Source organism: Cobetia sp. PS-4MA (assembly GCF_057670765.1).
In genome coordinates, this window is record NZ_CM173107.1 from 770,835 (window position 1) to 789,006 (window position 18,172).

Below are 18,172 nucleotides of genomic sequence, written 5' to 3' on the forward strand. Positions count from 1 at the left end.
ATTACCCCCGCGTTCTCGGGTTGCCTGACTGCACGAAAGACAGGAGTAAGGATGATCCTGCTGCAAGTCACCCTGCTGGGAAAACTATTATAATGAAAGCGAAATCACGTTCTCTGGACCGCATTGACCTCAAGATCCTGCGCTGCCTGCAAGAAAATGCGCGCATTTCCTATGTCGACCTCGCCTCCGAGGTGGGACTCTCCACCACTCCCTGTCTGGAGCGAGTCAAACGCCTCGAGCGTGCCGGCATCATCCGCGGCTACAAGGCCGTGCTGGACCCCAAGGCGCTCAAGGCCAATCTGCTGGTCTTCGTCGAGATCAGCCTCGAGACCCAGTCACCCTCCGTCTTCGATGAATTCCGCCGTGCCGTCTCCAAGCTGCCGCAGATCCAGGAGTGTCATCTGGTCTCGGGGCAGTTCGATTACATCCTCAAGTGCCGGATTCCGGAAATGTCCGCCTATCGGCAGTTGCTCGGGGATGTGGTGCTGACACTGCCCGGGGTCAAGGAATCCAAGAGCTATGTGGTGATGGAAGAGGTCAAGGAGCAGTTCTCGCTGCATGTGCCGGACATCGAGGATCTCGACGCCAAGTGACGAGCCCCTGATGCCAGCGGCAGGGCTCAGGGTTTAGAGCTCAGTCCCGGCGGCCGGCCAAAGCACTCACTTCATTCACAGACAGACGGCTCACCTTCCATGCAAGATTCGCAACTGCTGCGCTATTCGCGTCAGATATTGCTCCCTCAGGTCGATATCGCGGGTCAGCAACGATTGCTGGCCGCGCGGGTGCTGGTGATCGGGGCTGGCGGTCTGGGGTGCCCGGCGGCGCTCTATCTGGCGGCAGCCGGTATCGGCACGCTGGTGCTGGCCGATGATGACCATGTCGAGCTCTCCAATCTGCAACGTCAGATCGCCCACGGAGAGGCGGACATCGACCAGCCCAAGGCGCGCTCGCTCGCCAGCTCGGTGTCGGCGATCAATCCCGACACCGAGGTGATCGCCCTGTCCGAACGCCTTCAGGGCGAGGCGCTGGCCGAGCAGGTTGCCGCCGCGGACGTGGTGCTCGATTGTACTGACCGTTTCAGTTCGCGCTTCCCGATCAACGCCGCCTGCGTGGCGGCAGGCACGCCGCTGGTGTCAGGTGCCGCGATTCGTTTCTCCGGTCAGCTGGCGGTGTTTGATCGCCGTGAGGCAGATGCGCCGTGTTACGGCTGCCTGTATTCGCCGGAAGAGCAGGGCGATGAAGAGCTGACCTGTGCCGAGAGCGGGGTCATCGCGCCGTTGGTCGGCATCATCGGGGCCTTCCAGGCGCTGGAAGCGCTCAAGCTGATCAGTGGTGCCGGGCATGTGCATCGAGGGCTCGCCACCTTCGATGGCCTGACCGGTGAGTGGCGACGCATGGGGCTCAAGCGTGACCCCGCCTGTCCGGTATGTCGTCGCTCGACATGACATGAGTGGATCACTCTCCGAGCACCCTTCACGCCAATGCGTGGAGGGTCTGTCACCAAGCCCCGCAGCCTCTCAGGCTGCGGGGTTTTTGCTTTTCTGGTCTCGGAAGTCTGACGTTGATGACCTCAGGGGGCGTGCGCCATTGTGGGGCGTCAAAAGGGGTGTAAAACAGTGCGTGTTGAAAATTTATACCTCGCGGGGCAATCAATATGCAGTATTTGCCGATGACGTGTGGTAAATAACGCAAATATTTCCCAGGTCGGTGAATAAACTCAACAGTAGCGGGTAAGGAGGGGCATGGTCGGCTGCAGATCAGGCGCGACAGACGAGCCGCGGCGAGACCGCCAGGAAGCGCAGCGTGGGCGTGATGACATCCGCTCCTACTACCGGGCCAGTCAGCGTGTGACGCTTGCACCCTGTCCACCGTTGGCCGGGGAACGGCGCGCTGATGTCTGCGTGATCGGCGGCGGTATCACCGGCTGCTCAGCGGCTCTGCATCTCGCTGAGCGTGGCTATTCGGTCATCCTGCTGGAGGCGCGCGGCATCGGCTTCGGGGCTTCGGGACGCAGTGGCGGCCAGATCCTGCCGGGACTTGGCACCGACATCGCCACGGTCGAGAAGGCTCTCGGCCGTGAGCAGGCGCATGCCATCTGGGAGATGAGTCGCGAGTCGGTTCGTCTCACCACCGCACTGATCGAGAAGCACCGGATCCCCTGTGATTATACCCGCGGCTATCTGCATGCTGCCGTCAAGCCGCGACATGTGCGCGAATTGCAGGAATTTCAGGCGCGCATGGCACGCGATCATGACTACCATGCATTGCAGTGGTTGCAGGGGGATGCCCTGCGAGCGCGAGTCGTTACCGATGCCTATCCCGGGGCGCTGCATGATGGAGAGGGTGGCCATCTGCATCCGCTGAATTACACCCTCGGGCTTGCGCGTGCTGCCCAGCGGGCAGGCGTTACGATCTGTGAACAGAGTCCTGTGCTCAAGCTCGAGCATGGCCGAAGTGGCAGTGGCATCGTCGCCAATGGCTCCGGTGGGCAGGCAGGGCGTGCGCGTGTGCATACCGCGCAGGGCAGCGTGAGTGCCGAGTTCGTGGTGGTGGCGACCAACGCCTATCTCGATGGCCTGGTCCCGCGGCTGGATGAGCGCATCATGCGCGTCGCCAATTATATCGTGGCCACCGAACCGCTCAGCGAAGCACAGGTCGCGCAGGTGTTGCCGGGCAATGATGCCCTTTCCGATGCCAACTTCGTGCTCGACTACTACCGTCTCTCTGCTGACAGGCGCCTGCTCTACGGGGGGGAGGTGAGCTATACCGGACGAGAGCCGCGCCACCTCAAGACGCGCATGGACGGCAAGATTCGCCGTCTGTTTCCGGCGCTTGACGGGGTGGGGATCGATTACCGCTGGGGCGGTGACGTGGCCATCACCATGAATCGGGCACCGGACTTCGGGCGTCTTGCCCCGAATGTCTATTACGCCCAGGGGTACTCGGGGCATGGCATGTCGCTTGCAGGGCTGGCGGGCAAATTGATCGCCGAGACGATTGCCGGCCAGGCGGAACGTTTCGATGTCTTTGCCGCCATGCCCCACCGCGCCTTCCCGGGTGGACACTGGTTGCGAACTCCTCTGCTGGTCCTGGCGACCAGCTTCTACACGCTGCGTGATCGGCTCTAGGCCGAAGCCATGATGAAGGTGCTGCACATTTGACATCGTTGATCATCCCGACAGCCCATGAGCGGGACACGACTGGTGAGTAATCGCAAGGGAGGCGCGATGAGCGCAGTGGACAGCAACGAGGGTATGGCGCCTGAGCGAGACACGAGAGAGTCGTCGGAGGCTGGCCAGCCCCGGTTCCAGTGCCGTGCCGCGTCATCCATTCAGCTCAAGGGACTGCACAAGCGCTTCGGCAACGAGGTGGCGGCGCTTGATGGTGTGGATCTCGCCATTCAGCCCGGCGAGTTCTTCACGCTATTGGGGCCTTCCGGGTGTGGCAAGACGACGCTTCTGCGCATTCTGGCGGGGCTGGAAGCATTGGATGAGGGGCAGGTGGTGATCGGCGGGCGCGATGTCACCGATGTGCCGCCGCATCAGCGCAGCGTCAATACGGTCTTCCAGTCCTATGCGTTGTTCCCGCATCTCAGCGTGCGTGACAACCTCGCCTTCGGTCTGCGCATGCAGGGCATGCCGAGTGGCGAGCGCGAGGCAAAGGTCGCCGAGATGGCCGAGTTCATCAAGCTGGGGAGTCTGGTCGATCGCCGGGTCGACCAGCTCTCAGGTGGTCAGCGCCAACGTATCGCGCTGGCGCGGGCGCTGGTCTGCGAGCCGGATGTGCTGCTGCTGGATGAACCGCTGTCGGCGCTGGATGCCGGGCTGCGCAGTCAGATCCAGATCGAGCTGCTGCGTCTGCAGAAGCGCCTTGGCATGACCTTCGTGTTCGTCACCCATGATCAGCAGGAAGCGATGGTGATGTCGGACCGCATCGCGGTGCTCGACAGCGGCAGTATCCAGCAGGTGGGGACGCCGCGCGAGATCTATGAATGCCCGGTCAATGCCTTCGTGGCGCGTTTCATGGGGCATGCCAATCTGTTCGAGATCACGGCTCGCGATGACAGCCGCGATGACGCCGTCCGGCTGACCACGCCGCTGGGCATGCTGACGGCGCAGGCACCGGGCAGCGGCGGGTTGCTGCTGCTGCGCCCCGAGACGCTGGATCTGCGGCGGCGTCCCGCCAGCGAATTCGAACGCTACGACGTGCTGGAAAATCATCTGCCGGGCCGAGTACAGGAGCGACTGTACCGCGGTAGCCATGCCGAATATCGCGTGGAGGTGGCGGGTGTCACCTTGCAGGTGGTGGTCAACAATCGGGGCGGCCAGTTGCCGGACGTGGGAGACCACGTCGATGTGGTGGTGGCCGCGCAAGACCTGATCACGCTGGAGGCATGACGATGGCCTATCACGGGAGCTTGCCCACGGCACGCAGTCGCGCGGTGGTGGCCGAGTCACGCCACCTGCTGTTGACGGTCGCCCCCGGCGCGCTGTGGATCATCATCTTCCTGGTGCTGCCCAGTCTCTATCTGATGAGCGTGGCCTTCATGAGCAATGGCCCCTATGGCTTGCCGGAGATGCCCTTGTCGCTGACCTCGTTTACGCAGCTGGCGGGTCAGGGCTTTCTCGGCTGGAGCCCGGGCAATCTCATGACGCTGGGGCGTTCGCTGTGGCAGACCGTGCTTTCCACCGTGCTGGTGGTGCTGGTGGCGTATCCGATCGCCTATCACATCTCGCAGGCAGACCAGCGCTGGCGGCCGATCATGCTGCTGGCGGTAGTCGTGCCGTCCTGGACCAATCAGGTCATCCGCACCTTCGGCTGGATGAACCTGCTGGCGCCGGGCACGCCGTTGGCGGAGCTGGCCGAGGCCATGGGCATGATCGCGCCCAACATGGGGCTCTATCCGTCCAATTTCGCGGTCACGCTGGGGCTGGTCTACAACTTCCTGCCCTTCATGGTGCTGCCGCTGTATGCCGCTTTCGAGAAGCTCAATCTCTCGCTGGTGGAAGCGGCGCAGGATCTCTACGCCTCGCCGCTCAAGGCTTTCTGGCATGCGGTATTCCCCCAGACGTTGCCGGGGCTGCTGGCGGGGGTGGTGCTGGTGGCGATCCCGGCGTTCGGCATGTACGTGATTCCGGAACTGCTCGGCGGTGGCAAGGGCATGATGCTGGGCAATCTGGTCGCCAATCAGTTCTCCGGCAGTGCCAACTGGCCACTGGGGGCGGCGGGGGCGATCCTGATGTTGATCGCGACCTTCATCGGACTCTATGCCATGCGTCGCATCGGCAGGCGCCTGGGTGGCGGTGAAGAGGTGGTGATATGACGCGCGGCGGACTTCACAAGGGATTGCGGGGCTTCTGGTGGCTGACGCTCGGTTTTCTGTATCTGCCGCTGATCGTGGTGATGCTGTTCTCCTTCAATGCCTCCAACAGTGCCGCCAGCTTCACCGGCGTGTCACTGCGCTGGTATCGGCGCCTGCTGGGCAATGACGCGATTCTGTCGGCGCTGGGCAATTCGCTGCTGCTGGCGGTGGTCTCGTCACTGCTGGCGCTGATGATCGGCACGCTGATCGGCTATGGCATGTATCGCCATCGTCACCGCAAGCTGGGGTGGCTGATCGTGTTGATCTATCTGCCCATCGTGTTGCCGGACATCGTGTTCGGGATCTCGGAAATGACCTTCTTCGTCGAGCTCCACGCGCTGACGGGGCTGCTGTCACCGGGGCTGGGCACCATGATCATCGCGCATGTCACCTTCCAGATTCCCTTCGTGGCGCTGATCGTCTATTCACGCTTCGTCGGTCTGGATCCGACATTGTTCGAGGCGGCCAAGGACCTCTATGCCACGCCGCGCCAGCGCGTGCAGTTCTTCATGTTGCCGACCCTGAAGCCGGCGTTGATCTCGGGCTTCCTGCTGTCCTTCACGCTGTCGCTGGATGACTTCGTGATCAGCTTCTTCACGTCAGGTCCGGAGAGCGCCACCTTGCCCATCTACATCTGGAGCGCGATACGCAAGGGTGTGACACCGGAGATCAATGCCATCGCCACCCTGATGATGGCGGTGGTCGCCCTGGCGGCGATCGTGAGTCTTGCGCTGGCACGCCGGCGCAGCGCTTCATGATTTCGCTGGAGGGTCACTCGTCGTACCCCGCCCCTGACCAGGCAGGCATGCCGGTATCGGGGGCGGGCATTCACCACCTTTCTCATCGACTGAACGGAGCATCACAATGACAACTCACACGCTGCGTCTCGCGGTCGCCATCGGCAGTCTGCTGCTGGCAGGCGCCGCCCAGGCTGAAGACAGGAAGCTGTATCTCTTCAACTGGACCCAGTACATGGACCCGGAGATCATCACCGCCTTTGAAGAGGCCTTCGATGTCGAGGTGGTCGAGAATTATTACAACTCCCTGCCGGAAATGCTGGCCAAGCTGAATGCCGGCGGGGTGTCCCAATACGACATCATCGTGCCGTCCAATTACTACGTGCCGCGCCTGATCAACACCGGCCTGGTCCAGAAGATCGACAAGGCGAAAGTGCCCAACCTGGCCAATGTCGATGCGCAGTTCAAGGACCCGAGCTTTGACCCGGGAGCCAACTACACCGTCCCGTATCAGTGGGGAGTCACCGGGCTGGTCTACAACGCCAGCACGTTCAAGGATGCCCCCAAGAGCTGGTCACTGCTGTTTGATCCCGCCGTCAATGCCTCATATCCGTTCAGCCTGATGGGCGATGGCCAGGTCAGCATGGGGGCGGCCTGTGCCTATCTCGGTCATGGCTATGACTGTACCGGCATGGATGCCTGGCGTGAGGCGGCCAGATTGCTGATCGAGACCAAGCATCGCGACAACTTCAGCGGCTTCTCCGATGGCACGCCGGCCCTGCAACAGCTGGCACGCAAGGTCACGCATGGTGCGCTGTCCTACAACGGCGACTATCTGTTCTATCTGGCCGAGAATCCGGAGTCCTTCGCCGATATCAAGTACATGATTCCGGATGAAGGTGCCGAGAAGTGGGTCGATTCGATGATGATTCCCGCCAAGGCGCCGCATCCTGAGCTGGCACACGCCTTCATCAACTTCCTTCTGGACGCCAAGGTCGGTGCGCAGTTGTCCAACTACAACTACTACGCCAGCCCCAATGCCGCCGCCAGGCCGTATCTGGATGAGGTGCTGACCCAGCCACCGATCCAGCCCTCTGAGGATGACATGGCGCGTCTGCATTTCTCGCCGAGTCTCTCCGGTGAGCAGTTGCAGATCTTCCAGCAGTTATGGTCGGAAGTGCAGGCCCGTTGAGTCGGCGTCTCGTCGATCGCGGGCATCTCGTCATTGACCGCAGGCGCTGCCTGCGGTGTTCAAGGAAGGTGTTATGAGTGTCAATCACGTGGGTCACGAGCAGCCGGGTCATGAAGATGATGACGCGATCCTGCAGGAATGGTTCGCCGCTCACGGTATCACCGAGGTGGAATGTCTGGTCACGGATCTGACCGGCATTCTCAAGGGCAAGATCATGCCTGCGCGCAAGTACCTCAATGGCGGGCGGCCACGCCTGCCGGATTCGCTGTTCATCCAGACCGTCACGGGAGGCTATCCGGATGATGAAGACAGCCGCTTCTGGAATCCGGCCGAACAGGACATGCAGCTGATTCCGGACGTGAACGCGCTCTATCTGGTGCCGTGGGCGGAAGACCCCACCGCACAGGTCATCCACGATTGCTATTACCTGAATGGTGAGCCGGTTGAGCTGTCGCCACGCTATGTGCTCAAACGGATACTGGCATTGTATGCCGAACAGGGCTGGCAGCCGGTGGTGGCGCCGGAGGCCGAGTTCTATCTGGTCAAGACCAACACCGACTCCGATTATCCGCTGGAACCGCCCATCGGCCGCAGCGGTCGGCAGGAGAGCAGCCGTCAGTCCTTCTCCATCGATGCGGTCAATGAATTCGATCCGCTGTTCGAGGAGATGTATGACTACTGCGAGGCGATGGGGCTGGATCTCGACACCCTGATCCATGAAGAGGGAGCGGGGCAGATGGAGGTCAATTTCGAGCATGGGGATGCTCTTTCTCTCGCCGACCAGGTGGTGATGTTCAAGCGCACCCTGCGGGAGACGGCGCTGCGACATGGCATGTACGGGACCTTCATGGCCAAGCCGATGGCCTATCAGCCGGGCAGTTCGATGCATATTCACCAGAGCCTGGTGGATGTCGAGTCAGGCAATAACCTGTTTGCCGATGCGTCGGGTCAGCCGAGCACGCTGTTCCGTCACTTCATCGGGGGCCTGCAGACCTATCTGCCCGCCGCGATGCCGTTCTTCGCCCCCAACGTCAATTCCTATCGGCGTCTGATGCGCAATGACACCAGCGGCTCCGCACCCATCAATGTCGAGTGGGGCCTGGACAACCGCACCGTGGGCCTGCGGGTGCCGGTGTCGGACGCGGCAGGTACGCGGGTCGAGAATCGTCTGGCGGGCGCCGATGCCAATCCCTATCTGGTGATGGCCGCTTCGCTGGCGTGTGGTTATCTGGGAATGATGGAGCGGATCGAGCCGCGCCCTCCGGTGGTCGGCTCGGCCTGGGAGGGCGGCAATACCCTGCCGGACGATATCGGCCCGGCACTCGATGCTCTGCATGCCTGTACGCCGTTGGCCAACATCCTCGGCGAGCGCTTCGTGAAGAGTTATCTGGCCGTCAAGCGTGCCGAGCATGGGGAATACTTCCAGGTCATCAGCTCCTGGGAGCGTGAGCACCTGCTGCTGCGTGTCTAGACCCCCTGCGGTACGCCGACGGATACCGGGAGGCCACGACATCCGTCGTGGCCTCCCGAGGTTCAGGGGAAGAGGCGGGCGGAAGAAGGGTTGTCGTCAGTGAGGGGCATGACGCGTCAGTCCGGCGCTCATGGTGTGTATCTGCAAGATGTCTTGTTCGCAGGTTGATCTGGTCTACCACAAGGATGCTGTCATGAGTGCCACTACCCCCCTGGAGCCTGCCGCCTCCTGGTATGCCGCTTCCGCCAATGCCGCCCCCGAGCGCCCGCCGTTGTCCGGTGAGGTCAGCTGCGATGTCTGCGTGGTCGGCGCTGGCTTCACGGGAATCTCGGCGGCACTGCACCTGGCCGAGCAGGGGCTCAAGGTGATGGTGCTGGAGGCCGCCTGCGTGGGGTATGGGGCCTCGGGTCGCAATGGCGGGCAGATCGTCAACAGTTACAGTCGCGACATGGACGTGATCGAGGCGCGCTTCGGCGCACGGACGGCGCAGGCATTGGGCGACATGGCCTTTGAGGGCAATCGCATCATTCGGGATCGCATCGCTGACTATGCCATCGACTGTGATCTGCGCGACGGCAACCTCTTTGCCGCCTGCAACGCGCGTCAGCTCAAGGGACTCAAGGAGCACAAGGCCCTCTGGGAGCGCTATGGCAATACCAGTCTCGAATTGCTGGAAGGGGATGCCTACCAGCGTGAAGTGAGCGCCGAAGGGTATACGGGCGCCCTGGTCGACCACTCCGGCGGCCATCTCCATCCGCTCAATCTGGTGCTGGGCGAGGCCGCGGCCTTCGAGTCCCTCGGCGGGGTGATCTTCGAACATAGCCCGTTGGTGAGTCTCGAGCATGGCAGTCCGGTCGTGCTCAGGACGGCCGCTGGCGCCATCCGGGCCGAGCGTGTGGTGATGGCGGGCAATGCCTATCTTCACGGTGTGCTGCCGGAGCTCGAGGGCAAGTCGATGCCCTGCGGCACGCAGATCATCGCCACCGAGCCGTTGGCGGATGACGTGGCGCGCGGGCTGCTGCCCAATGGCATGGCGGTGGAGGACTGCAACTATCTGCTGGATTACTACCGCCTGACTCGCGACAACCGTCTTCTCTTCGGGGGCGGTGTCAACTACGGCGGTGAAGACCCCGCCGATATCGAGGCCCTGATTCGGCCCAAGCTGCTCAAGGTCTTCCCGCAGCTGGCCAGCGTCAGGATCGACTATGCCTGGAGCGGAACCTTCCTGATGACGCTCAATCGACTGCCGCAGTTCGGCGTGCTCAATGACAATGTCTATTACGCCCAGGGGTATTCCGGGCATGGCGTGACCTGCAGTCACCTCGCCGGACGACTGATCAGCGAGGCGATGAGGGGGCGTGAGGGTCGCTTCGATGCCTTCGCGAACCTGCCGCATCTGCCGTTCCCCGGGGGACGACTGTTGCGAGTGCCGCTGTCAGCCGTAGGAGCCTGGTACTACCAGACACGCGACAGGCTCGGCCTCTGACGCACTCGAAGCGGGAGGTCAGGGCCAGTGGGCGCGCTCCGGCCGGAATGCCCACTGGGCAAGCGTGTCCGGGGTGAGGCGCCTCAGATGCTGCGCAGGTACCAGTCGTATTCCAGACGGCTGATGATCTGCATCGCGGCCTCGCGCTCCGCCCGGCGACCGGCAATGAAGACATTCAGGAAGCGCTCGCTGAAAGCGGCCGTGAGGGGAGCGCTTTCCTCCAGCAGCGTCAGGGCCTCGGGCCAGCTGTTGGTCAGGCTGGGCTCGAACTGATCATAGGCATTGCCGGTCACCGGCTCACCCGGGGAGATCCGATGGGTGATGCCATGGATGATGGAGGCCAGCAGCGTCGCCAGCAGCAGGTAGGGATTGACGTCAGCCCCGGCGACCCGATGCTCCAGCCGACGCGCCTCATTGGGGCCGGAGGGAATGCGGATGGCGACCGAGCGGTTGTCGAATCCCCAGGTGGGTGCCATCGGTACGTACAGGCCCTGCTGGAAACGGCGGTAGGAATTCAGGTTGGGGGCAAACAGCGCCATGGAGGCGGGCATGAGTTCCAGCAGGCCGCCGATGGCGTGACGCAGGGTCTCGGTGCCCAGAGGATTCTCGCCGGGGTCTGCGAAGACATTGTGTCCATCGCGGTCCACCAGGCTCAGGTGCGCATGCATGCCATTGCCGGCTTCATCACCGTACGGCTTGGCCATGAAGGTCGCGTCGAAGCCATGACGCAGGGCGACACCCTTGATCAGGCGTTTGAGCAGGACGGCGCTGTCACAGGCCTTCATGACGTCGTCGAGATGAATCAGGTTGATCTCGAACTGACCCGGGGCGCACTCCTTGAGCGCGGTATCCAGCGGCAGCTGTTGGATGCGTGCGGCATCCTGGATCTCTTCCAGAAAGTCGGCATATTCATCCAGCTCTCCGATGGAGTAGAGCTGGCTTTCCGTGGCGCGCTCACCCGTGAGCGGAGAGCAGGGCGGCTGCACCATGCCCAGGTCATCGCGCTCACGATCCACGAGATAGAACTCCAGTTCCAGCGCGACGACGGCGGTCAGCCCCATCCCAGCCAGAATATCGACCTGTTTCTGCAGCTGATTGCGGGGGTCCGCGAAGAAGGGACCGTCCCTGTCATCGCGCATGTTCATCAACAGCTGGCCTTGCTTGCCGCCGCGCAGCCAGGGGGCTGGCATCAAGGTGCCGGGGATCGGGCGGCAGACCTGATCCCCATCCCCGGTCTCCAGGCCCAGACCGGTCTCTTCGATGGTGTTGCCGGCGATATCGATCGCGAAGACGGAGCCTGGCAGGTTGATGCCCTGCTCGTAGGCCTTTTCCAGATTCTCGCGCGGGATACGCTTGCCGCGCTGGATGCCGCTGATATCACTGATCAGCAGGTCGATGCTCTCGATTTCCGGATGGCGGTCCAGAAACTCTCTGGCCTCATCGACGTGAAGGCTGTTCATGGGGGGTCCTGTGAGCGGGTGGTGGCACATCATATATCGCCACGCCATCCCGTGTTGTCAAATAATTCACAGCGCTTACCCGCTGTACCCTCGAGGCAGTATCATCAGCTGAGGCGCTTTCTTTCGATCTTTGTCCCGTGGTTTCCCCTTGCTTGAGATTGCCTTCGTGCCTGAGTGGCAAGGATGTCAGTTCAATCGATGTTGAATAAAACATACCAAATGACCGGGGTGCATGAGCGGCCCCTGAAGGAGAACCCATGACGTCTCGCCCTCTGGTGGGTGTGATCGCCTGCCGTCGCACGATTGAAGGCCATCCGGCGCACATGGTGACTGACAAGTACGTCAGTGCCCTGCGCGAATTCGGGCTGGAGCCACTGGTGATCCCGGTATGGGAAGACGTCATGGCTGACTCGGCCAGAGCGCTGCTGGCGCGACTGGATGGGTTGCTGCTGACGGGCAGCTATTCCAACGTGCATCCGGCGCGGTATGGCGAGGCCATCGCGCCGGAGAATACCTATGAAGACACGGCACGAGATGCGTCAGCCATGGCCTGGGTACCGCTGGCGCTTGAGTTGCAACTGCCGTTGCTGGGTATCTGTCGCGGCTTTCAGGAGCTGAACGTCGCCTTCGGTGGCAGCTTGCATCAGGCGGTGCAGAACGTGCCCGGCTTGAGGGATCATCGTGAGCCCGAGGGCGATCTCGACGTGCAGTTCGCCCCCTCCCACGGCATCAGCATCCTGCCGGGCGGACGGCTGGCCGAGTTGTACGCCGCGCCTGAGGCGCGGGTCAATTCCGTGCATCAGCAGGGGATCGCGCGGCTGGGCGAAGGGCTGCGTGTCGAAGCGGTCGCTCCGGATGGTCTGGTGGAGGCGATCTCGATCATCGCAGCGGGAGCCTTCACGCTGGCGGTGCAATGGCATCCCGAATGGAAGCCACGTCAGCATCCGCTGTATCAGGCGATTCTGGAAGGATTTGCCGCGGCCTGTCGGGACAGGTCCAGGCAAGCATCATCCGTTCAGGAGACACCTCGTCAGCCGTCGTGAAGATGACGACGAAGCCGCGTCCCGCGCGCCTGCAGACGCTGCAGGATGACACGGCGCTGGCTGCCTCTCCTGCGTTCTCGTGTGACCTGCCCCCTCTTACCTGACTTCGGAATCCTGATCATGAGCCGTCCCCGGACATTGACCGATTGGCAGGCGCTCGCCGCCCGTATGACGCCGCAACTGCAAGGCAATGCCTTCATCAATGATGACTTCGTGCCGGCGGTCAGCGGCGAGACCTTCGAGTGCCTCAATCCGGCCACTGGGAAACGATTGGCGAAGGTGGCCAGCTGTGACGGCGCCGATGCCGAGATCGCCGTCCGGCATGCCCGCGCCGCCTTCAAGAGAGGTGTCTGGTCGCGCATGGCGCCTGTCGAGCGCAAGGGCGTGCTGCTCAGGCTGGCGGACCTGATGGAGGCACACCAGGATGAGCTGGCGCTGCTGGATACCCTCGACATGGGCAAGCCGATCACCAGCGCGCTGGATGATGTGGCGGGAGCGATCGGCTCGATCCGCCATCAGGCCGAGTCCATCGACAAGCTGTACGGCGAGGTCGCGCCGACCGGCGAGCAGGTGCTGGGGCTGGTGCTGCGCGAGCCGCTGGGGGTGGTGGCCTCCATCGTGCCGTGGAACTTCCCGCTGATGATGACGGCCTGGAAGATCGCGCCGGCGCTGGCCGCGGGCAACAGTGTCATCCTCAAGCCGTCGGAGAAGTCACCACTGTCAGCGCTGCGTCTGGCGGCACTCGCACGTGAGGCAGGCATCCCGAGTGGCGTCTTCCAGGTGTTGCCGGGCTTCGGGCATACCGTCGGGCGTGCGCTGGCCCTGTCGATGGACGTCGAGTGTCTGGCCTTCACCGGTTCCACCGCCGTCGGCAAGCAGCTGATGCAGTATGCCGGACAGTCGAACCTGAAGCGTGTCTTCCTGGAGTGCGGTGGCAAGAGCCCCAACATCGTGTTTGCCGATTGCGCGGATCTGGATCGCGTGGCGGAGAGTGCCGCTGCCGCCATCTTCTACAACCAGGGGGAGGTCTGCATCGCCGGTTCTCGCCTGCTGGTGGAAAACTCGATCCGCGACGCCTTCGTCGCCAAGGTGGTGGCGGCTGCCGAGCGCATGCAGCCGGGCGACCCGCTGGACCCGACAAGCTTCATGGGGGCGATGGTCGACAGCACCCAGCATGAGCGCGTGATGGGCTACATCCGCAAGGGGATCGAGGAGGGGGCGGTGCTGCGTGCCGGCGGCGAAGACGTTGCCGGGCCGGGGCTGTTCATCCGTCCGGTGGTCTTCGATGGCGTCACGCCCGAGATGGTGATCGGCCGTGAGGAAATCTTCGGGCCGGTGCTGTCGGTCTTCGGTTTCGAGACCGAAGAGGAGGCGCTGGCGCTGGCCAATGACAGTGATTTCGGACTGGCGGCGGGGCTCTGGAGCCAGGACATCGGCCGCATCATGCGCATGACCCATCGTCTCGAATCCGGCCAGGTCTTCGTCAACAACTGGGCGGGGGGCGATCAGAGCATGCCCTTCGGCGGCGTGAAACAGTCCGGCAACGGCCGCGACAAGTCCCATCACTCGCTGGCGGAATACACCCAGCTCAAGAGTGTCTGGATCGCGCTGAGCTGAACTGAAACCGGGCCGAACCGGGCTGTCACGCGTTGGCGGAAACACCGTGCAGCACGAAAAGAGGCCACGCGATCGCGTGGCCTCTTTTCTGTTGTCATCTGCCGCAAGTGTTTGCCGCAAGGTCTAGAACATGCGTGCCGGCGTCGCACAGCTGACCAGACGGCACTCGACTTCGCCGATGTTGCGAAAGCGATGCGGCACATTGGTATCGAAGTAGTAGGCTTCACCGGCTTTCAATACCCGGGTGTCGCTGCCGATGGTGATCTCGATCTCGCCTGCGATGACCACCCCGGCTTCCTCTCCCTGATGGGTGATCATCTCGCGGCCGGTGTCACTGACAGGCGGGTAGGTCTCGATCATGAACGACAGATTGCGATCCTGACGCTTGGCCCCGACCAGTTTGAAGACCACCTCTCCGCTGCCCACGTTCGTCAGCTCCTCTTCGCCATAGAACACCTTGGCGGTGTTCTCGAGTTCCATGGTGAAGAAATCACCGATGCTCATGGGAATGGCGGCGAGAATCTTGGACAGTGAGCTGACCGAGGGGCTGACCTTGCCCTGTTCGATCAGTGACAGGCTCGAATGGGTCACCCCACAGCGCTTGGCCAGCTCGCGTTGCGAGATGCCCCGCAGCGTACGCAGCGCCCGCAGGCGCGCACCGACATCATCTGCCATCAGAACTTCCTTCGCGAAGCGACGATTGACTGGAAATGCCTTGAGTCCTTGAGCGACAACGGCCAGCCTCGGGATGCCCGTGACTGGCCGTTGCATGCAGCGACAGGATGACTCAGAGGCGCAGGATCAGCTGAGGCTGTCCAGCTTTTCCTTGAGCACCTTGTTGACCTGTTGCGGGTTGGCGGTGCCGCGTGAGGCCTTCATCACCTGACCGACGAAGAAGCCGATCATCTTGCCACGCTTGTCCGGTTCGGCTTCCTGATACTGGGTCACCTGAGCCGGATTGTCGGCGATCACCTGGTCGACCACTGCCTCGATGGCACCGGTGTCCGTGACCTGCTTGAGGCCACGTGACTCGATGATCTCGTCGGCGCTCTCGCCTTCGCCATCCCACAGCGCGGCGAACACCTGCTTGGCGGCCTTGCCGTTGATGGTCTCATCGACGATACGCTTGATCAGGCCCCCCAGCTGGGCTGCCGAGACCGGGCTCACGGTGATGTCGAGATTTTCCTTGTTGAGACGCCCGGCCAGTTCGCCCTGCACCCAGTTGGCGGCTTGCTTGGCGTCGCCGCAGACATCCTTCACTTCCTCGAAGAAGTCGGCCATCTCACGGCTGGCGGACAGCACGCTGGCATCATAGGCGGACAGCCCCAGTTCGCCCTCGAAGCGTACGCGCTTCTCGGCCGGCAGCTCCGGCAGAGTCTGGCGCAGGTGTTCGATGTAGGCGTCGTCGACTTCCACCGGCAGCAGGTCCGGGCACGGGAAGTAGCGGTAGTCGTTGGCTTCTTCCTTGGTGCGCATGCTGCGCGTCTCGTCGGCATCCGGATCATACAAGCGGGTTTCCTGCACGACCTTGCCGCCGTCCTCGATCAGCTCGATCTGACGCTCCACCTCGAAGTGGATGGCGCGCTCGATGAAGCGGAAGGAGTTGACGTTCTTGATCTCCGCGCGGGTGCCGAAGGCTTCCTGCCCCTTGGGGCGCACCGAGACGTTGACGTCGCAACGCAGGGAACCTTCGGCCATGTTGCCATCGGAGATGCCGAGGTACGTCACGATGGCGTGGATCGCCTTGACGTAGGCCACCGCTTCCTTGGCGGAGCGCATGTCCGGCTCGGAGACGATTTCCAGCAGCGGTGTGCCGGCACGGTTCAGGTCGATGCCGGTCATGCCCTGGAAGTCTTCGTGCAGCGACTTGCCGGCGTCTTCCTCGAGGTGGGCATGGTGGATGCGGATCGACTTGCGCGTGCCATCCTCGAGCAGGATCTCGAGTTCACCCGGCCCGACGATGGGCTGATCCATCTGGCTGGTCTGGTAGCCCTTGGGCAGATCCGGGTAGAAATAGTTCTTGCGCTCGAACACCGAACGGCCGGCCACGGCGGCATTGACGGCGAGGCCGAAGCGCACGGCCATGGCCACGGCCTGCTCGTTGAGCACCGGCAGGGTGCCCGGCAGGCCGAGATCGACGGCGCTGGCCTGGGTGTTGGGCTCGGCACCGTAGGTGGTGGACGAGCCGGAGAATATCTTTGACTGGGTGGCGAGCTGAGCGTGAACCTCAAGCCCGATTACGACTTCCCATTGCATCAGGCTTGCTCCTGTCCGAATTCCGGGCGCTGGCGGTGCCAGTCGGTGATTTGCTGGAACTGGTGCGCGACGCCCAGCAGGGTCTGCTCACCGAAGTGCGGGCCGAGAATCTGCAGACCCACCGGGCGCTTGCCAGCCAGACCGGCCGGCACGCTGATGCCCGGAATGCCCGCCAGGTTGATGGCGATGGTGTAGAGATCCTGCAGGTACATGGACAGCGGGTCCTTGTGCGCGCCGAGATCGAACGCCGGGGTCGGTGCCGCCGGCCCCATCAGCACATCGACCTGGTCGAAGGCATCGAGGAAGTCCTGGCGGATCAGGCGACGCACCTTCTGGGCCTTGATGTAGTAGGCATCGAAGAAGCCTTCGGACAGGGTGTGCGTGCCGATCAGGATGCGGCGCTTCACCTCGTCGCCGAAGCCTTCTTCACGGGTGCGCTTGTAGAGGTCTTCCAGGTCCTGCGGGTCTGCGCAGCGGTGGCCGAAACGCACGCCGTCGTAACGCGACAGGTTGGAGGAGGCCTCGGCCGGTGCGATCACGTAGTAGGTCGGGATGGCCAGGTGGGTATGCGGCAGGGAGATTTCCTGCACGCTGGCACCGGCATCCTCGAAGACCTTGATCGCGGCACGCACGGAGGCTTCGACCTCCGCTGACAGGCCGTCGCCGAAATATTCCTTCGGCAGGCCGATCTTCAGGCCCTTGAGGTCATAGTCCAGGCCTTCGACGTAGTCCGGCACGCCACGTACCACGCTGGTGGAGTCACGCGGGTCGGCGCCGGCGATCACGTTCATCAGGCGCGCGCAGTCCTCGGCGGAGCGTGCCATCGGGCCACCCTGATCGAGACTGGAGGCATAGGCGATCATGCCGTAGCGGGAGACGCGGCCGTAGGTCGGCTTGAGGCCGGTGATGCCACAGAAGGCGGCCGGCTGGCGGATGGAGCCACCGGTATCGGTGCCCAGTGCCGCCGGGGCGAGGCCTGCGGCGACGGCAGCGGCGCTGCCGCCGGAGCTGCCACCCGGGACGGCGGACAGGTCCCACGGGTTCTTGACCGGACCGTAGTAACTGTTCTCGTTCGAGGAGCCCATCGCGAACTCATCGAGGTTGGTCTTGCCCAGCATCACCACGCCTTCCGCCTTGAGCTTCTCGATCACGGTGGCGTCGTAGGGGGAGATGAAGTTGTCGAGCATCTTCGAGCCGCAGCTGGTGCGCACACCCTCGGTGCAGAAGATGTCCTTGATGGCCATCGGCACGCCGGTCAGCGGTGCGGCATTGCCGGCGGCACGCCTGGCGTCCGCGGCATCGGCCTCGCGCAGCGCCTCTTCACGGCACAGGGTGATGTAGCTGTTGAGCTCGCCGTCGAGGCGTTCGATACGGGCCAGGAAGGCTTCCGTCAGCTCGCGACTGGTGTACTCGCCGGCCTCGAGGCCTTGCGCCAGCTCACTGAGCGTCTTGTCATGTAGTGCAATGGACGATGACATGTTCGATTCCATCTGTGCACACGATGCAAAGGGCATCGCACGCGGAAATTCCGGGGGCGGACGGGGCGTG

At 63.0% G+C, this 18,172-nt stretch carries 15 protein-coding genes; 11 read left to right on the top strand and 4 right to left on the bottom strand.

What is annotated here, in order from left to right:
• Nucleotides 1–92 precede the first annotated feature (92 nt).
• The 9 genes from AC26AR_RS03280 to AC26AR_RS03320 all read left to right on the top strand — a co-directional run bounded on the left by AC26AR_RS03280 (nt 93) and on the right by AC26AR_RS03320 (nt 10,248).
• Nucleotides 93–593 (top strand): Lrp/AsnC ligand binding domain-containing protein, encoded by a 501-nt coding sequence (locus AC26AR_RS03280; RefSeq protein WP_077371505.1) that lies wholly within the window; start codon nt 93–95, stop codon nt 591–593.
• 99 nt (nt 594–692) lie between these two features.
• Nucleotides 693–1,445 (top strand): HesA/MoeB/ThiF family protein, encoded by a 753-nt coding sequence (locus tag AC26AR_RS03285; protein WP_084209242.1) that lies wholly within the window; start codon nt 693–695, stop codon nt 1,443–1,445.
• Nucleotides 1,446–1,742: 297 nt separating this feature from the next.
• On the top strand, nt 1,743–3,128 hold the full coding sequence (locus AC26AR_RS03290) for an NAD(P)/FAD-dependent oxidoreductase (protein WP_479398585.1): 1,386 nt from the start codon (nt 1,743–1,745) through the stop codon (nt 3,126–3,128).
• A 99-nt stretch (nt 3,129–3,227) separates the two neighbouring features.
• Nucleotides 3,228–4,397 (top strand): ABC transporter ATP-binding protein, encoded by a 1,170-nt coding sequence (locus tag AC26AR_RS03295; protein ID WP_240704187.1) that lies wholly within the window; start codon nt 3,228–3,230, stop codon nt 4,395–4,397.
• A gap of 2 nt (nt 4,398–4,399) precedes the next feature.
• A complete protein-coding gene (locus tag AC26AR_RS03300) occupies nt 4,400–5,323 on the top strand; it encodes an ABC transporter permease (protein WP_077371517.1) in 924 nt (307 codons plus the stop codon).
• On the top strand, nt 5,320–6,120 hold the full coding sequence (locus AC26AR_RS03305) for an ABC transporter permease (protein ID WP_488107542.1): 801 nt from the start codon (nt 5,320–5,322) through the stop codon (nt 6,118–6,120). The genes AC26AR_RS03300 and AC26AR_RS03305 overlap by 4 nt, the downstream gene beginning before the upstream one ends.
• A 106-nt stretch (nt 6,121–6,226) precedes the next feature.
• Nucleotides 6,227–7,291: an ABC transporter substrate-binding protein gene (locus tag AC26AR_RS03310; RefSeq protein ID WP_488107543.1), complete on the top strand. Its 1,065-nt coding sequence runs from the start codon at nt 6,227–6,229 to the stop codon at nt 7,289–7,291.
• Nucleotides 7,292–7,364: 73 nt separating this feature from the next.
• A complete protein-coding gene (locus AC26AR_RS03315; protein WP_077371526.1) occupies nt 7,365–8,762 on the top strand; it encodes a glutamine synthetase family protein in 1,398 nt (465 codons plus the stop codon).
• 193 nt (nt 8,763–8,955) lie between these two features.
• Nucleotides 8,956–10,248 (top strand): NAD(P)/FAD-dependent oxidoreductase, encoded by a 1,293-nt coding sequence (locus AC26AR_RS03320; protein ID WP_488107544.1) that lies wholly within the window; start codon nt 8,956–8,958, stop codon nt 10,246–10,248.
• An 83-nt stretch (nt 10,249–10,331) separates the two neighbouring features.
• On the opposite strand, the gene AC26AR_RS03325 is transcribed toward AC26AR_RS03320, so the two are convergent.
• Nucleotides 10,332–11,708 carry a glutamine synthetase family protein gene (locus tag AC26AR_RS03325; RefSeq protein WP_077371532.1) on the bottom strand — a complete coding sequence of 459 codons (1,377 nt, stop codon included), beginning with the start codon at nt 11,706–11,708 and terminating at the stop codon, nt 10,332–10,334.
• A 257-nt stretch (nt 11,709–11,965) separates the two neighbouring features.
• Here AC26AR_RS03325 and AC26AR_RS03330 point away from each other — a divergent pair, with 257 nt between their 5' ends.
• Both AC26AR_RS03330 and AC26AR_RS03335 read left to right on the top strand, forming a co-directional pair.
• Nucleotides 11,966–12,751 (top strand): gamma-glutamyl-gamma-aminobutyrate hydrolase family protein, encoded by a 786-nt coding sequence (locus tag AC26AR_RS03330; RefSeq protein WP_084209234.1) that lies wholly within the window; start codon nt 11,966–11,968, stop codon nt 12,749–12,751.
• Between the two features lie 120 nt (nt 12,752–12,871).
• Complete coding sequence (locus AC26AR_RS03335) at nt 12,872–14,368, top strand: aldehyde dehydrogenase (RefSeq protein WP_488107545.1); 1,497 nt, start codon at nt 12,872–12,874, stop codon at nt 14,366–14,368.
• Nucleotides 14,369–14,491: 123 nt separating this feature from the next.
• Here AC26AR_RS03335 and AC26AR_RS03340 read toward each other — a convergent pair whose 3' ends face one another.
• The 3 genes from AC26AR_RS03340 to gatA all read right to left on the bottom strand — a co-directional run bounded on the left by AC26AR_RS03340 (nt 14,492) and on the right by gatA (nt 18,102).
• Nucleotides 14,492–15,043, bottom strand: a complete 552-nt coding sequence (locus AC26AR_RS03340; RefSeq protein ID WP_488107546.1) for a cupin domain-containing protein — start codon at nt 15,041–15,043, stop codon at nt 14,492–14,494.
• A 126-nt stretch (nt 15,044–15,169) separates the two neighbouring features.
• Nucleotides 15,170–16,624: an Asp-tRNA(Asn)/Glu-tRNA(Gln) amidotransferase subunit GatB gene (gatB, locus tag AC26AR_RS03345; protein ID WP_488107547.1), complete on the bottom strand. Its 1,455-nt coding sequence runs from the start codon at nt 16,622–16,624 to the stop codon at nt 15,170–15,172.
• Nucleotides 16,624–18,102, bottom strand: a complete 1,479-nt coding sequence (gatA, locus tag AC26AR_RS03350) for an Asp-tRNA(Asn)/Glu-tRNA(Gln) amidotransferase subunit GatA (protein WP_077371547.1) — start codon at nt 18,100–18,102, stop codon at nt 16,624–16,626. The genes gatB and gatA overlap by 1 nt, the downstream gene beginning before the upstream one ends.
• Between the last annotated feature and the right edge of the window lie 70 nt (nt 18,103–18,172).

Excerpts from the sequence above, each read along its gene's own strand:
- AC26AR_RS03280 (WP_077371505.1), top strand. The coding sequence starts at position 93 with ATGAAAGCGAAATCACGTTCTCTGGACCGCATTGACCTCAAGATCCTG.
- AC26AR_RS03285 (WP_084209242.1), top strand. The coding sequence starts at position 693 with ATGCAAGATTCGCAACTGCTGCGCTATTCGCGTCAGATATTGCTCCCT.
- AC26AR_RS03290 (WP_479398585.1), top strand. The coding sequence starts at position 1,743 with ATGGTCGGCTGCAGATCAGGCGCGACAGACGAGCCGCGGCGAGACCGC.
- AC26AR_RS03295 (WP_240704187.1), top strand. The coding sequence starts at position 3,228 with ATGAGCGCAGTGGACAGCAACGAGGGTATGGCGCCTGAGCGAGACACG.
- AC26AR_RS03300 (WP_077371517.1), top strand. The coding sequence starts at position 4,400 with ATGGCCTATCACGGGAGCTTGCCCACGGCACGCAGTCGCGCGGTGGTG.
- AC26AR_RS03305 (WP_488107542.1), top strand. The coding sequence starts at position 5,320 with ATGACGCGCGGCGGACTTCACAAGGGATTGCGGGGCTTCTGGTGGCTG.
- AC26AR_RS03310 (WP_488107543.1), top strand. The coding sequence starts at position 6,227 with ATGACAACTCACACGCTGCGTCTCGCGGTCGCCATCGGCAGTCTGCTG.
- AC26AR_RS03315 (WP_077371526.1), top strand. The coding sequence starts at position 7,365 with ATGAGTGTCAATCACGTGGGTCACGAGCAGCCGGGTCATGAAGATGAT.
- AC26AR_RS03320 (WP_488107544.1), top strand. The coding sequence starts at position 8,956 with ATGAGTGCCACTACCCCCCTGGAGCCTGCCGCCTCCTGGTATGCCGCT.
- AC26AR_RS03325 (WP_077371532.1), bottom strand. The coding sequence starts at position 11,708 with ATGAACAGCCTTCACGTCGATGAGGCCAGAGAGTTTCTGGACCGCCAT.
- AC26AR_RS03330 (WP_084209234.1), top strand. The coding sequence starts at position 11,966 with ATGACGTCTCGCCCTCTGGTGGGTGTGATCGCCTGCCGTCGCACGATT.
- AC26AR_RS03335 (WP_488107545.1), top strand. The coding sequence starts at position 12,872 with ATGAGCCGTCCCCGGACATTGACCGATTGGCAGGCGCTCGCCGCCCGT.
- AC26AR_RS03340 (WP_488107546.1), bottom strand. The coding sequence starts at position 15,043 with ATGGCAGATGATGTCGGTGCGCGCCTGCGGGCGCTGCGTACGCTGCGG.
- gatB (WP_488107547.1), bottom strand. The coding sequence starts at position 16,624 with ATGCAATGGGAAGTCGTAATCGGGCTTGAGGTTCACGCTCAGCTCGCC.
- gatA (WP_077371547.1), bottom strand. The coding sequence starts at position 18,102 with ATGTCATCGTCCATTGCACTACATGACAAGACGCTCAGTGAGCTGGCG.